The sequence below is a fragment of the Hymenobacter glacieicola genome (assembly GCF_014640315.1).
GTDB lineage: Bacteria > Bacteroidota > Bacteroidia > Cytophagales > Hymenobacteraceae > Hymenobacter > Hymenobacter glacieicola.
On record NZ_BMGS01000002.1, the window covers coordinates 327,237 to 342,645 of the forward strand.

Below are 15,409 nucleotides of genomic sequence, written 5' to 3' on the forward strand. Positions count from 1 at the left end.
CAAACCCTGCCCTGGCCTATCCACGGTGGGCAGGCCAGGACAGGCCGAGCCTCCCCCGTTATACAAACCGGGCGCCCCGCATCTGGAGCGCCCGGTTTGTTTGTATAACGGGGGCAGTTCTTACCGATTGATCTGTACCCAACCTTTGAAGGTGCGTTTGGTGCGGCTAGCATCCCGGAACTCTACCTCGGCCTGGTAGAAGTACATGCCGTCGGATACTCTGCTGCCGGAACCTGACTCGGCCCCGATGTTGCCGCCACTCCAGTTGATGAGCGGGTCTTTGTCGCTCTCGTACACCTTCGTGCCCCAGCGGTTGTAGATCCTGACTACCGTCCGCTCAATGGGGCTGAAGACCTTGGGCCGGAACGTGTCATTTACCCCGTCGCCGTTCGGGGTAAAGATGTTGGGTAGCAGAAACAGCAGGCAGTTATCCTTGCATTCCTTGTTGCTCAGGGCGCTTGTTGCCTGGTTGTTATCCAGGGCCTGCACGGCGTAACAGCCGGCCGCCGAAGTCAGGTTACGGTGAGCATACGTGGTTTGCGTGCCAGGCACCCGATCAATCTCCTTGAGTGGCTCCCCGTCGGTAGGCGCAAAGAAGATGATGTACTGGGCAATGTCGCGGCTGCAGTCGGCCGTGGGCTGGTTGCTCAGCGTCCAGCTCAGGTTGTTGGTAAATACCTCGCCAGTGGCTGGGGTAGTGGCCGGCAGCTGGAAGAGGCGACTGGCCAGACTGTCGCAATTCGTGGCTTTAAGCGTGAGCACCGGCGTGCACGGCACGGCCTGTAAGGCCACGCACTGCTCCTGGCTGAGGTTAATCAGCGAGTCTGGCAGGGTAGCGTCGTAGGTACCGTTGGTTTTGACATAGTAGCAATAGGTCTGGCCTTTCACCAGCGGCTGGGCCGTGGTACCCCGGTCGGTAAAGGCGCCGCCCGTGGTCGTACCCATCACTTTGCCAACCGGCACGAAAGCCCCGCCCGTTTGCAACCGCCGGTACACGGTAGTAGGCCGCCGCGAGTTATCCCAGGGCACATTGTAGGTCCAGGTCAGCCCGATGGTGTTGGCCAAAGGATTGGGGGTTACCGCCACGCGCACGCTGGAAGCCGGCCCAGCTGCTTCTATTATCTCGGCCCCACCCGGCGTAGAGGCGCTGAAGAAGTCGAGCCGGTAGGAATATGCGTTGTCCGTGGTGTTCAGGTTCTGATCGACAAAGGTCAGATCATCCAGGTTGGTGGAGGTAAATACCTGCTGGAACGCCGTTGCGGCGGGGGTTTGCCCTACTGCCCGATACAAGCGGTAGCCGGCAGGCGTGTTGAACCCGCTCGAAGAAGTTGGTTTGGTCCAACGCACTGTAATCTGCCCGTTGGTAGTGCTGGTGCGGTCCACCGTCACGTTGGTGAGGCGGGAGGAAGTGCCAGCCAACGACAAGCAGGCTTCGTTGGAAGCAATGCTGGCTCCGCCGGCGGGGCGGGCAAACTCCACGTAAATGCGGTAGCAGTAGTTTTTACCACGGTCCAGTCCGCGGCCATTGTTATCGTCGAGGAAGGTTTGGCTGCCGACGTTAACCGCCCCAATCTGGGTGTAGCCCCGGGAGGCCGGAATGCCTGTTTCGCAGGGTCCGGGCGTCCAGCCGCTGGGCCCTTCGCGCCGGTAAATCCGAATTTGAGCTCCGGGGTTTTGACAGAGGTAGCTGTTCCAGTCCAAACGGGCCGTGTTGCCGACCGCGCTAACCCGCAGGTTCTGGGGAGCCGGACCGATAACGGTAATCTGCAGCGGCCGCTCATCAATCAGCGGGGTGAGGCCCGCGGCCGGCTGGTCGGTAGCTTTAAACAATACCTGGTACGGCTCGGAGCGAATATCAGCGCAGGTGGTAGTCCAGTTGAACGTTCCGCGGGCAGTAGGCGGACCGGTGGAGTTGCGCACGAACGTAGCGGGCGGCAGGATGCCCGAAAACGCTTCCAGCAACACCGGGTTATTATCCGGATCAGTGGCCGTCACCACAACCGTTGGAATGGGGTTGCCCGCTATTACGCAGATATCGGGCGGCACGACCAGGGTTGGACGCAGGTTTTGGCTGGGCGTAACGGTAATCTGCATATCCCGGATTACCTCCCCAATCAAGCGAGGTGGCGCACCAGGAGTACGCCGCCATTCTTCCACCACAAATGCCACGTTGTACTCACCTACTACCTCCGGCGAGTTCCACACGATTTGGCCCGTGCGTACATCTTGGCGGAAAATAGCCGGGTCGTTCGGCACGCCCACGGGCGGCCCCACGTACGGCACCTGCACGGCCCGGAAGAACGGGTCGTCGGGGTAACGAAAACCAGTAACTGGAGTAGGGCGAGGAGCCACGTTGGACCTTACCAGATCCTCTGGGTTTCCAGCCTGCTGGCTGGGCCGCAACTTAAAGGCCAAAGAGTCCCCATCGGCATCGAATGCGGCGGGATTGTGCAGAAACACCTGACGGCGGCTGGCCTGATCAATGGCCGGGGCCAGCAACGCCGGCGACCGGTTTACATTGATAATGGGGTCAATGGTGATGCGAGTCGAGATGTAAAACGACTCGTTGATGGAGTTGGTCAGGTTCTGTACGCCAGCCACCCGGTTCACGCTCAGGTAGCTGACGAGGTAGTTACCCGGGGCGTTGTAGGTGTGCTCGAAATAGTAGACGTTTCGGTACACGTTCGGCGCTACCAGCGTCCTTTTTACGCGAGGAATTGTATTGTAGCCTGAGTTGGTATTGTCGCCGTAAAATATGGTAACGTTGGGTTCGTCTGCCGCGGTCTGCCCTCCACTAGTGGTAACGCTCGTGTATAACACCATCTTAAAGAACACTCGGCGTGGGTTGCGGTTAGCAACCGGCAGGGTTGTGTCCGTTTTGGCCTGGATGTCACCGGCACGCAAGTGGGTAGCTCGGGCTTCTGGAGTCGGGCCCAGCAAGGCTATTAGCCAAAGCAACCCAACCAGCGCCAGCCGGACCGGGTGGTTTAGTAACGGAAGATTCATACAATCAGCGTATTAGTAGGCGGGAGTACAAGGGAAGAGGAAGTTCGTTAAAAACCAGCCAGTAACCTAACAAAAAAGGCGCCGCTGGGGTTAAGTACTTAGTAGTAGGTACTAACGGAGTTGGCTGGCTATAGATTCACAATAACGGCAAAGCCTTATTCAGATTGTTTCCTACTAGGTTGGAGGCTACCTTTGGCCGGTACAACCGACCTACCCACACCCCTTCAGTAGCTCTCTATGAGTTGGATCACAAAAACCTTTTCTAGTAGCATTGGCCGTAAGATTATTATGGCCGTCACGGGCCTGTTTCTCTGCACCTTCTTGGTAGTCCACCTGGTTGGTAACCTGCAGTTATTTAAGGCTGATAACGGTGCGGCATTCAACGCCTATTCCGAATTCATGGGCCACAACCCGCTTATCCGCACCATGGAAATTGTGCTGGTTCTGGGCTTTGGCTTTCACATTTACGAAGGGCTGGTGCTGGCCGCTAAGAACCGGGCGGCCCGTGGCAACCAGCGCTACGTTTCGGATCATATTGAGCAGAACAGTTCGTGGCACTCCCGGAGTATGGCCTTGCTGGGCTCCATTGTGCTGTTCTTCCTGATTGTTCACCTCTACAACTTCTTTGGCTCCCTGCGCTTCACCGACGTGCCGCGTGACGCCAACGGCAACGAAGATGCCTACGCGCTGGTGCTGGCAGCCTTCAAGAACCCTTTCTACGTGCTGCTGTACGTGATAGGTCAGGTAGCCCTGCTCTACCACTTGCTGCACGGCTTCAGCAGCGCCTTCCAGACGCTGGGCTTGACCCACCGCAAGTACACGCCGGCCATCAAGTTTATTGGCTACGGCTTCTCGATCATCGTGTGCGCCGCTTTTGCCGCCATGCCGGTCTACTTCTTCTTTTTCAAATAAGTCCTAAACTCGATAGCCGATGTTTCCGGATTCCAAAATTCCCGAAGGCCCCTTGGCCGAGAAATGGGACAAGCATAAGTTTAACGTTAAGCTCGTAAACCCCGCCAACAAGCGGAAATACGACGTGATTGTAGTAGGTACGGGCTTGGCCGGTGCTTCCGCCGCGGCTTCCCTGGCCGAGCTGGGCTACAACGTGAAAGCCTTTACGTACCACGACTCTCCCCGCCGGGCGCACTCTATTGCCGCTCAGGGGGGCATCAACGCCGCTAAAAACTACCAGAACGACGGTGACTCCGTGTACCGCTTGTTCTACGATACCATCAAGGGTGGCGACTACCGGGCCCGCGAAGCCAACGTGTATCGTCTGGCCCAAGTGTCAGTGAATATTATCGACCAGTGCGTGGCGCAAGGTGTACCCTTCGCCCGGGAGTACGGCGGACTGCTGGCTAACCGCTCCTTCGGGGGTGCCCAGGTAAGCCGCACGTTTTACGCCCGCGGCCAGACCGGGCAGCAGTTGCTGCTGGGTGCCTACTCGGCCCTCTCGCGCCAGGTGGCCTACGGTAAGGTGAAGCTCTACACCCGTTCCGAAATGCTGGACCTGGTGGTAGTTGACGGTCAGGCTCGTGGTATCATCACCCGCAACTTGATTACCGGTGAAATAGAGCAGCACGCCGCTCACGCCGTAGTACTGGCCACCGGTGGTTACGGTAACGTATTCTACCTTAGCACCAACGCCAAGTATTGCAACGCTACCGCTGCGTGGCGGGCCCACAAGAAGGGCGCGTACTTCGCCAACCCTTGCTTTACCCAGATTCACCCGACCTGCATTCCTGTGTCGGGTGACTACCAGTCGAAGCTGACGCTGATGTCGGAGTCGCTGCGGAACGATGGGCGCGTGTGGGTGCCGGCCTCGAAGGAAACTGCCGAGCGCCTGCGCGCCGGTCAGATTCGGGTTGCCGACATTCCGGAAGACGAGCGTGACTACTTCTTGGAGCGCAAATATCCGGCTTTCGGTAACCTAGTGCCCCGCGACGTAGCCTCGCGCAACGCCAAGATGATGTGCGACGAAGGTCGGGGCGTAGGCAGCTCGGGGCTGGCTGTATACCTGGACTTTGCTGACGTTATCAAGCGCAACGGCGCTAGTTGGGTAAGCCAGAAGTACGGCAACCTGTTCGATATGTACGCTAAGATTACCGGCGAGAATCCGTACGAGCAGCCCATGCGCATTTACCCTGCTGTGCACTATACCATGGGTGGCCTGTGGGTAGACTACAACCTGCAGACAACCATTCCGGGCCTGTACGCTACCGGCGAATGCAACTTCTCCGACCACGGCGCTAACCGCCTGGGAGCTTCGGCCCTAATGCAGGGTCTGGCTGACGGCTACTTCGTGATTCCCTACACCATTGGTGATTACCTGGCTCAAACGGCTCCCAAGCCCGTTACGACTGACCACCCGGCCTTCAAAGAGGCTGAGGCGGAAGTAAACGCTCGGGTGAAGAAGTTGATGAGCATTAACGGCACCCGCACCCCCGCCGACTTCCACAAGGCCCTGGGCCACATCATGTGGGAATACTGCGGCATGGCCCGCACGGCGGAAGGCCTGCAGCACGCCAAGCGTGAAATCCAGAAGCTGCGCAAGGAGTTCTGGACGGATCTGAAGCTGAGCGGCACCGACCAGGAGATGAACCAGATGCTGGAAAGCGCCGGCCGCGTAGCCGACTTCCTGGAGCTGGGTGAGTTGATGGTAGATGACGCTTACAACCGCAACGAAAGCTGCGGGGGTCACTTCCGCGAGGAGTACCAGACGCCGGAAGGCGAGGCTCTGCGCGACGACGAGAATTACACGTATGTAGCCGCCTGGCAGTTCGTTGGCGAGAATCAGCCGGAAATCCTAAATAAGGAAGAGCTGAAGTTCGAGAACGTGAAGCTGACGCAGCGTAGCTACAAGTAGCCCAGAGCACCAAGTGGCGGCTAACCTACCTGGGCTAGCTGCCACTTCCTCCGCTCACTACCCATTCCCACTACTCAATACTCTTGAAATAAAATGGCTGGAAGTAACCCCAATGCCAAACCGATGAACTTAACCCTGAAAGTGTGGCGGCAGCGAAACCGCAACACCGAAGGCCGCATCGTTGATTACCAGGTGCAAGACATTTCCCCGGATATGTCGTTCCTGGAAATGCTTGATGTACTAAACGAAGACCTGCTGCGTAAGGGTGAAGAGCCTGTTGTTTTTGACCATGACTGTCGCGAAGGCATCTGTGGTTCCTGCAACCTCTTCATCAATGGCCGTGCCCACGGTCCGGAGCCGGGCACCACTACCTGCCAGCTGCACATGCGCAAGTTCAGCGACGGCGACACCATCACAATTGAACCCTGGCGCTCCAGCGCTTTCCCTGTAAACAAGGACTTGAGCGTGGACCGCTCCGCCTTCGACCGGATTATTCAGGCAGGCGGCTACATTTCGGTAAATACCGGCGGTACACCCGACGCTAACGAGATTCCGGTTCCCAAGGAAATTGCGGACCGCGCTTTTGAGGCCGCTACCTGCATTGCCTGCGGTGCCTGCGTGGCTTCCTGCAAAAATTCCTCGGCTATGCTATTCGTGTCGGCCAAGGTAAGCCAGCTTGCTTTGCTGCCTCAGGGCCACGTAGAGCGCAAGTCGCGCGTGGAAAACATGGTGGCCCAAATGGATAAGGAAGGCTTCGGCGCCTGCTCCAACATTGGTTCCTGCGCCGCCGAGTGCCCCGTTGGTATCTCGCTGGAAAACATTGCCATTCTGAACCGCGAGTTCCTGTCGGCAAAAGCTACCTCGAACAACTTGGCGTAAGCGCTGTTCTTTAAGTCAACAAGAAAAGGCGAGGCGGGCAACCGTTTCGCCTTTTCTTATACGCTGCTGCGGCCGTCATTCCTGATTTTTCCTACCCTATTCTTCCCCTGATGATTACCATCATCGTTGGTACCAACCGGCCCAATTCTCGGGCTCGTCGCGTAGCTGATTTTTACTCCCAGTTGCTCGCTGAGCACGGTGAAACGGCTCAACTTCTAGACCTGACAGAGCTTCCTCTCGACTTCACTACCTCGGCCCTGTACCACAACACCGGCCGCCACGATGAGTTTAACCGCTTGGTAAAGTTGGCAGAAAGCGCCGATAAGCTGGTATTCGTGGTGCCGGAGTATAACTGTTCCTTTCCTGGCGTGCTAAAAGCCTTTATCGATGGACTGCCCTATCCCGGCGGTATTCGGGGTAAGAAAGCCGCCTTAGTAGGCCTGAGCAGCGGCGGACAGGGCGGTATCCTACCCCTTAATCATCTGACAGATGTGCTCATGTACCTGGGCACGGCCGTGTTGCCGGAGCGGGTTCGGTTGCCTTTCATCGATAAGTACCTTACTGCCGAAGGCTTGATTACTGAGCCACTTTACCACCAAGTACTGCGCGAGCAGGTAGCCAGCTTATTGGCTTTTTAAGCTATTGACGCTATTAGAATCGTGGTCTTTCCATGCCCGAGCTTTTCAGCGGAACCGGCAATTGCAGAATGCATGTTTGCTTGAAAAGCAATATCTTAAAGCTTCCTTCTCTAGTTTCTGCTATGGTGTTTTCTCTACTTACTGGGCAAGTACGGTGGCTTCTGACCTTAGCAACAGCTGGGCTGTTAGCTGCCTGTAATAGCTCGGAGAAGGAGGAAACGGGCGAAAGTGCAGGCATCACGCCCCCTTACGCCTTGGTGCTGCCGAGCAATTTGCCCCAGAACGTGGGAATACCCGCCGATAACCCCCTGACGGTGGAGGGAGTGGAATTAGGGCGTAAGCTATTTTACGAGCCGCGCTTATCGCGCACTGGCACGCAGTCGTGCGGTAGTTGCCATCAGCAGCGCAAGGCTTTTACCGACGGCCTGGCCCGGGCAGCGGGCGTAGATGGTCAACACGCGCGGAGTACCATGTCGCTGGCCAACGTGCTGTGGGAGAAGACGCTGAATTGGGATGGCGCGGCCACTACCTTAGAGCAACAGGCGCGCCTACCCATCGAGAACCCGCTGGAAATGCATCAGCTGTTGGCTACGGGCGTCAGCCGGCTCCAGCAAACTGCCCTCTATCCTCCGCTTTTTCAGCAGGCGTTCGGGAGCAGTACCATCACGGAGGCCGCTGTTCTTAAAGCGCTGGCCCAGTTCGAGCGTACCCTGATATCGGCTAACTCCCGTTACGATAAATACATACGCAAAGAAGGCACCCTCACAGCTACGGAAAGAGCAGGGGCGAGCCTGTTTATGAATCATCCGGGGGAGGTAAGCGGCCTGTTTATCCGGGGCGGCACCTGCCACCACTGCCACATCAGTGAAGACGGCCTGTTCAGCTCCCCCGGCTTTTTCAACAACGGGTTGGATGTAGCCTTTACCGACGCGGGCCGGGCCGGCGTTACGGGCCAGAGTGCTGATCGGGGAAAGTTTCGGGCCCCTACCCTGCGCAACATTGCCCTCACGGCGCCTTACATGCACGATGGTCGGTTTCAGTCCCTGGAAGAAGTGCTGGACCACTACGGCGACCATGTTCGCACGAATAGCCCGGGTGTTGACCCGAATGTGTTACTCTCCAACACGCCCGGCGGCACCAAGCTCGACCTTACCAGTAGAGAGAAAACTCAGCTTATTGCTTTCCTACGGACGTTAACTGACTCCACCTTTATCATGGATAAGCGGTTTTCTGATCCGTTTAAACCCTAATCAACGGTAGCGTTACGACGAAAATCAGTAGGTTTGATCGGCTTATTATTCCTACCGCGTGGCTGATCCTAGTGCTGGCATTTCCCTACCTCACCCCAGCAAAACGTATTTACCCGCCTTCACGGGTGTTCGGGCCCTGGCTGCGTATCTGGTGTTTCTGCACCACTTCAACCCTTTCCATAACAACCCCGAGTGGCCCCGGCTTCACGCCTGGATTCTGGAGTTCCACGTGGGAGTGCCCATCTTTTTCGTCCTGAGTGGCTTTCTGATTACCCTGCGCTATGGTCAACAGGATTTCAATGAGCCGGGGAAATGGAGCCAGTACATGCGCCGCCGCCTCGCGCGCATCTATCCGCTGTATTTCCTGCTGAGCCTGGCTACCTACTACGCCTTTTGGCGGGCCCAGCACTTTCTGCCGCATCATTTCCTCTTCAGCCTCACGCTTACGCAGGCCTTTTTTTCTGATGCTAAGTATGCCGGAATTGCCCAGGCCTGGTCATTGACCGTGGAGGAAAGCTTTTACCTGACGGCGCCGTTGGCCTTTTGGCTGTTGCGTCGCCGCGTGCCATTGTGGGTCCAGCCGTTTGCGTTGCTGGCCCTGGGTTGCGGCCTGGTACTGGCACTTAGCCCCGTAACCAGTCAGCTTTGGGGCTTTTTTGGCTCGTTTCGGCTGATGCTGCTCTTTTCCTTTTTTGGCCGGTGCTTTGAGTTTTATGCCGGTATGCAACTGGCGCGCTGGTACCAGCAGGGCCGTCTGCGCCGCTACCGCCTGCCGGGCTTGCTTACCCTGGTTGGCAGCGCCGTGATGATAGCTGCCGTCAGTGGAATGGTCTGGACCAAAGGAGGCTATACCTACGGGCAGGAGCACGCCTTTGGTGTTGCGCTTAATAACGTTGCCCTGCCCGGGGGCATCATGATGTTCTTTGCCGGCCTGCTCACGGAGCGCACCTGGCTCCAACGCCTACTCTCCACTAGGCTTTTCAGTGTGCTAGGGAAAAGCTCCTATGCTTTCTACCTGATTCATCTGGGCTCAGTGCGTGATTGGCTGGCTCTGCACTTCACCTCGCACAATGGAATCTTGTTTATTGGGTTGAACCTGCTGGCCATTGTGCTACATTATGCGTTAGAAGAGCCCTTAAACCGTTTCTTCCGCCCCGCGCCCATTGTAGCCGCAGGCCACTAACTTCCTGTGCCCTATTCTGTTCCTTCCCCCATGCTGATTCCCCGTTTACTCCTTCTATTCTGTTCGGGGCTGCTATTATCGGCGTGTACGCTGGCCCCGCATTCGTACCGGGGCCGCACCCTTAACCCCGACCGGGAAATGGCTGCGCCAGCAATGCGCCCCACTGACTCACTGGCAACGCCCGCTGATTCCGTACCTGACCCTCGTCCTTAAATCAAAAGGCCACCCCATTTCTAGGGCGGCCTTTTGATTTAAGGTCTGCATGCTTAATTAGTCCACATTATCGTGCAGGAAGCGGTTGTCGCCCAGCAGTTCGTTGTCATCCGACAGATTAAAACGGCTGATATTCTCCTCCGAAGAAGGCACAACGTTCTCCAGCTTTACCTGGCGGCGCAGGTAAGCCGGCGTTTCCAGCTGGTCCTTGATAGCATCGTTGGTTAGCCCGTTGCTGAGTGCCTGCAGACGCTGACGACGCTCCTCAGCCCGTGCATCCAGCGACGGGCGCGGCAACGCGTGGTGCGTAATCGCTGACGGGGAAGCCGGGGCTGGAGCCGTAGCTTGCTGCTGGTAGAGCACGGGCTCGGGCGCTGGCGCCGAAGGAGCGGCCACTACCGGCGGCACGTAGCCCACGGGAGCCGGCGAGGTTTCCAGATCAAACTTTACCGGCTGGGGCTCCGGGGTAACCGGCACGGGCGAACCAAACGTAGGCACCACCGGCGCTTCCTGACGGTCTTTGTCGAAGATATTGATCTGCGGGTCCGGCTGCGTGCTAGCCATGGATTCCGACTCGCTGCTGCTACGGGCTATTACGTTGGTAATGTTGTGCGCGTCGCGGGCAAATCCAGTGGCAATAACCGTTACCCGGATGCTCTGCCCCAGGGTAGGATCAATGCCGTGCCCGAAGATTACTTCGGCGTTCTGACCCGCCTTGTCCTGGATGTACTCGGTGATTTCCGTGAGTTCATCCATTTCCAGCTCGGCCTGGTCGCCGGACATAATGCTGAGCAGAATCTTCTGGGCCCCGTGAATATCGGTGTTGTTGAGCAGCGGCGAGGCCAGCGCTTCTTCGGCCGAGCGCTTGGCACGGTTCTCCCCTTCCGTGATGCTGCTACCCATTACGGCCGCGCCCGAGTCCTTCATGACGGTTTTCACGTCTTCAAAGTCCACGTTTACATCAGCCGTCACGGTAATGATTTCCGCAATGGATTTGGCGGCCGTGCTCAGCACGTTATCGGCCTTGGCGAAAGCCGAGCGGATGGGCAGGTTGCCGTAAATCTCCCGGAGCTTGTCGTTAAGAATTACCAGCACCGTATCACAGTTGTCGCTCAGCTCTTTGATGCCGTGCTCCGCCTGCTGACGCTTTTTCTTTCCTTCGAACATGAAGGGCGCCGTCACGATACCCACTGTGAGGATGCCCAACTCCTTGGCTACTTTGGCAATAACAGGAGCCGCGCCGGTACCCGTACCGCCGCCCATACCCGCGGTAATAAACACCATTTTGGTGCCATTGCTCAGCAGCTCCCGGATTTGCTCCCGGCTTTCAATGGCGGCCTGCTTGCCCCGCTCCGGATTGGCTCCAGCGCCAAGTCCTTCGGTTAGGTCGGCACCAATTTGCAGCCGATTGGGCACCGTTGAGGAGGCCAAGGCCTGCTTATCGGTGTTGCAAATGACGAACTCCACGTCTTTGATGCCCTGGCTGAACATGTGGTTCACGGCGTTGGAGCCGCCTCCCCCCACGCCAATCACCTTGATGATGGACTTAGACTGGGCCGGAATATCGAAAGTAAAATTCATGAGTGAAGGTCTTAGGGCCTTGGGGACTTGGGGTCTTGGTGGTGGGTACTTGCAGCCTGAATTTCCTCTATGAGAAAGGAAAACCAAGACCTCAAGTCCCTAAGACCCCCATCACCTAATATTGCTTGTCGTCGAAGTCATCAATGAGCAGCCCTTTGGTGCGGCTGATGATCTTCTGGAAAAAGTCGCCGGCTCCCGACGATTTTTTAGTTTGCTCCGGCGTTGGCTGGGGAGCGGGTTGGGGCGCCGGCTGCTGAGCAACGGGCTGGGGCGCCGGAGCCGGCGTAGCGCGCACCTCGGGGGCAGTCCGGTAGTAGTTCTGTTCGGGCTCCTCGTAGCCGCGCTGGGCCACCCGATCGTCGATAGAGCGGTAGCCGGCCAGCACGAGGCCCACCGTAGTAGCGTACATTGGCGACTTAACGGCCTCAATCTTGCTCTTGCCTAGGTGTTCGTTGGGGTAGCCGATGCGGGTATCCATACCCGTTACATACTCCGCCAGCTGCACCAGGTTCTGGAGCTGGGAGCCGCCACCGGTCAGCACGATGCCCGCGGCCAGCTTATCCTGGAAGCCCAGGCGCTGGATTTCGGCGTACACCAGCTCAATGATTTCCTCCATCCGGGCCTCAATGATGTAGGCCAGGTTTTTCAGGGAAATTTCTTTAGGGGCTCGGTCGCGCAGACCCGGAATGCTTACGATTTCGTATTCGGAAGCTTCCTCGGCAATGGCTTTACCGAACTTCACTTTCAGCTGTTCAGCCTGGTTTTGCATTACCAGGCAGCCCTGCTTGATGTCGGAGGTGATGATGTTGCCACCGAAGGGGAGCACCGCCGCGTGCCGAATGATACCGTCCTTGAAGATAGCCAGGTCAGTGGTGCCGCCGCCAATATCAATCAGGGCCACACCGGCTTCCTTTTCCTCATCGCTCAACACGGACATGCTGGACGCCAGCGGCTCCAGAATAAGGTTGTCGATTTCCAGCCCGGCCTTGGTTACGCACTTGTTGATGTTGTTGATGGCTGTGCTCTGGGCCGTGATAATGTGGAAGTTACCCTCCAGGCGCACGCCCGACATGCCCACCGGGTCCAGAATACCCTCCTCGTAATCCACCTTGTAGTCCTGGGGCATTACGTGGATGATTTCGGAGCCGGGCGGGGTTACCAGCCGGTACATGTCGTTGGTCAGCCGGTTGACGTCGTCCAGCGTGATTTCATTGTCGGCTGAAGCCCGGGTGATGCTACCGTTGTGCTGCAGGCTCTTGATGTGCTGGCCGGCAATACCCACGTTCACTACCCCAATATTGATGCCCGACTGTTCCTCAGCCTGACGGATAGCCTTTTTAATGGCGTCCACCGTCTTGTCGATGTTCGATACGATGCCCCGCACAACACCCTCCGACACGGCTTTACCCATGCCCAAAATTTCGAGCTTGCCAAACTCGTTCTTGCGCCCCACGAGGGCGCAGATTTTGGTAGTGCCGATATCGAGGCCGACTACAATCTTATCGTGTTGCATGGGAGGGAAAGCGAGAGAGTTGCGGTTGGTTGCAGGTAAGTGGCCACCTAATGCGCTATAAGGTAGCGTTTTAGGCGGATAATTTTATTCGCAGATGATTTGGTCCTTGAACTCGACATTGACCCGGTGGTAGGTATCCCAGCCGAGAACAGGCGGAATTTGACGGTAAAATACCATCAGTTTCGCAAATTTTTCTGAAATATTCTCAGGAAAGCCAAATTCGATACGTTGGTCGCCTACTTGCTGGGTAAACGAGAGCTTGCCGTTGGCGCCTACAAAGACCTCCGCGACCTGGGCGCGCCAGAACGGCTTTTCATCGATGTAGCGCAAAAATTCCAGGTAGCGCTGGCCCGTGCTGTCCTGGAAAAAGCCGGCCGATAGGGGCTGACCATTCAGCCGGGAAATGGGCACTACCCGGGCCGTAAACAGCGGCGACAGGGGTAGGCGGTGGCCATCGGCATCCAGGTAGCTGTCTTGCCGGGAGTCGCTGTGCACGAGGCGGGCAATCGGGCGGTTCTGCCGCACATCCGCGTGCAGATTGCCGGCCAGGTCGCGGTACACTTGGGCCTCCTTGACAAAGCTATGGGCTTTCAGGCGGGCCTCCAGGTCCTTTAAGTCAACGTCGGCGGGGTCGGCGCCCTCTAGGCGGTCCTCGCCGTGGCGGGAAAGCAAATTGGCCACTTCCCGCTCGCTGATAAAGAAGTTGTTGAACTCGTTGCTAATGGACACGATAACCCCGCCCACGGGCCGGTGGGCCTGGCGCACTGCGGCAAACGCACCTAGGCCCAGCAGCAGCAGCAGGCAGGCCGTGGCAAACAGCAGGTTATTGGCTTTACGCTTCAGCTCCATTCCAACGAATGTTCAAAATATTCTTTAATCGAGGCACCAACTGATCGATATCCCCGGCCCCGACTGTGGCTAATACGTCAAAATTGGCATTGGTTTCGGCGTTGCGCAAAATTTCTTCTTTGGTCTGCAATGATTTTTCGGTTGCAGTTATTTGGGATAATATTAATTCCGACGTGACGCCGGGCATGGGTAGCTCCCGGGCCGGGTAGATGGCAAGCAATACTACCTCATCGGCAATGCTCAGACTTTCAGCGAATCCGGGGGCGAAGTCGCGGGTGCGGCTGAACAGATGGGGCTGGAATACTACCCGCAGCCGCCGACCGGGGTATAAGGTGCGTAGGGAACGAAGAAAGGCCTCAATTTCGCGTGGATGGTGGGCATAATCGTCCACGTACACGTTGGGCTGCTCGGGGCTGCCGGCCGTTACAATAAACTCGAAGCGACGTTTCACGCCCCGGTAAGCCGCCACGGCCGCACGCAACTGCTCCGGCGTAAGGCCATAGGCCTGCGCTACGCAGGCAGCGGCCAGCATATTCTCCACATTGTGGTGGCCCGGCACGGCTAGTTCCAGCGCGCTAACATCTCCGTGCGGACCGTGCAAGGCAAAGCGGAAGGTGTGGCCCTGGGCCGTGATGCGGTCGGCGTATAATTCCGGGCCTTGCTCTGGCGAGAGGCCGTAGCGAATTACCCGCACGCCAACCGGGGCAGCGGCCGCCACGCTCGGGTCGGCGGTGTGGTTGATGATGAGGGTTCCACCGGGCTGAATTTGCCCCACGAACTGCCGGAAGGAGTCCACCAGCGCGTCCTTATGCCCGTAAATGTCGAGGTGGTCGGCGTCTGTGCTGGTCACAATGGCTACCGTCGGGAACAGGGTCAGAAAGCTCCGGTCGTACTCATCAGCTTCTACCACTACGGGCGTGGTTTCGGCGGGCGCAGTAGCCGGCGGCAGCAGTAGGTTAGAACCCAGATTCACGGCAATGCCGCCCAGAAAGGCCGCGCAGGGCACGCCAGCGTGGTGGAGCAGGTGGGCCACCATGCTGCTGGTCGTAGTCTTGCCATGAGTGCCCGCTACGGCAATGGTGGGGCGTCCCTGGGTAAGAAGCCCCAGCACCTGGCTGCGCTTGCGGATGTCGTAGCCCTGCTCCCGCAACCAAGCCCACTCCTGATGATTCTGGGGAATAGCCGGGGTGAGAATTACCAAGACCTGCGCGCGATTTTGGCGCACTTCGGCGGGAATATTGGCCACGGCATCCTCGTAGTGAATCGCAATGCCTTCCGCGGCCAGAGCCTCAGTCAGGGGCGTTACCGTTTTGTCGTAGCCGCTTACGGAGTGGCCGTTGGCTTTAAACCACCGAGCCAGGGCCGACATACCAATGCCGCCAATGCCGAGAAAGAAGACGTGGGGAAAAGCTGCTACCGGATTCACAACGG

General features: G+C 57.7%; 11 protein-coding genes. 6 read left to right on the plus strand and 5 right to left on the minus strand.

Annotated features, from left to right (window positions below; translation table 11 throughout):
* Positions 1-120: 120 nt before the first annotated feature.
* A complete protein-coding gene (locus IEW18_RS04510) occupies positions 121-3,006 on the minus strand; it encodes a T9SS type B sorting domain-containing protein (protein WP_188556632.1) in 2,886 nt (961 codons plus the stop codon).
* Positions 3,007-3,243: 237 nt separating this feature from the next.
* On the opposite strand from IEW18_RS04510, the gene IEW18_RS04515 reads away from it, so the two are divergent.
* The 6 genes from IEW18_RS04515 to IEW18_RS04540 all read left to right on the plus strand — a co-directional run bounded on the left by IEW18_RS04515 (position 3,244) and on the right by IEW18_RS04540 (position 9,822).
* On the plus strand, positions 3,244-3,918 hold the full coding sequence (locus IEW18_RS04515) for a succinate dehydrogenase cytochrome b subunit (RefSeq protein WP_188556633.1): 675 nt from the start codon (positions 3,244-3,246) through the stop codon (positions 3,916-3,918).
* Positions 3,919-3,937: 19 nt separating this feature from the next.
* Positions 3,938-5,872 carry a fumarate reductase/succinate dehydrogenase flavoprotein subunit gene (locus IEW18_RS04520; protein ID WP_188556634.1) on the plus strand — a complete coding sequence of 645 codons (1,935 nt, stop codon included), beginning with the start codon at positions 3,938-3,940 and terminating at the stop codon, positions 5,870-5,872.
* A 123-nt stretch (positions 5,873-5,995) separates the two neighbouring features.
* Complete coding sequence (locus IEW18_RS04525; RefSeq protein ID WP_188556635.1) at positions 5,996-6,751, plus strand: succinate dehydrogenase/fumarate reductase iron-sulfur subunit; 756 nt, start codon at positions 5,996-5,998, stop codon at positions 6,749-6,751.
* Between the two features lie 110 nt (positions 6,752-6,861).
* Positions 6,862-7,389, plus strand: coding sequence for an NADPH-dependent FMN reductase (locus IEW18_RS04530; RefSeq protein WP_188556636.1), 528 nt, complete (start codon positions 6,862-6,864; stop codon positions 7,387-7,389).
* A gap of 122 nt (positions 7,390-7,511) precedes the next feature.
* A complete protein-coding gene (locus IEW18_RS04535) occupies positions 7,512-8,639 on the plus strand; it encodes a cytochrome-c peroxidase (RefSeq protein ID WP_188556637.1) in 1,128 nt (375 codons plus the stop codon).
* 58 nt (positions 8,640-8,697) lie between these two features.
* Positions 8,698-9,822: an acyltransferase family protein gene (locus tag IEW18_RS04540; RefSeq protein WP_188556638.1), complete on the plus strand. Its 1,125-nt coding sequence runs from the start codon at positions 8,698-8,700 to the stop codon at positions 9,820-9,822.
* Between the two features lie 270 nt (positions 9,823-10,092).
* Here IEW18_RS04540 and ftsZ read toward each other — a convergent pair whose 3' ends face one another.
* The 4 genes from ftsZ to murC all read right to left on the minus strand — a co-directional run bounded on the left by ftsZ (position 10,093) and on the right by murC (position 15,404).
* Entirely contained in the window at positions 10,093-11,616 is a 1,524-nt protein-coding gene (ftsZ, locus tag IEW18_RS04545; RefSeq protein ID WP_188556639.1) for a cell division protein FtsZ, read from the minus strand.
* A gap of 115 nt (positions 11,617-11,731) precedes the next feature.
* Positions 11,732-13,129, minus strand: coding sequence for a cell division protein FtsA (gene ftsA / locus IEW18_RS04550; protein ID WP_188556640.1), 1,398 nt, complete (start codon positions 13,127-13,129; stop codon positions 11,732-11,734).
* Between the two features lie 84 nt (positions 13,130-13,213).
* On the minus strand, positions 13,214-13,978 hold the full coding sequence (locus tag IEW18_RS04555) for a cell division protein FtsQ/DivIB (RefSeq protein ID WP_229728595.1): 765 nt from the start codon (positions 13,976-13,978) through the stop codon (positions 13,214-13,216).
* Entirely contained in the window at positions 13,962-15,404 is a 1,443-nt protein-coding gene (murC, locus tag IEW18_RS04560; RefSeq protein ID WP_262891881.1) for a UDP-N-acetylmuramate--L-alanine ligase, read from the minus strand. The genes IEW18_RS04555 and murC overlap by 17 nt, the downstream gene beginning before the upstream one ends.
* Positions 15,405-15,409 lie beyond the last annotated feature (5 nt).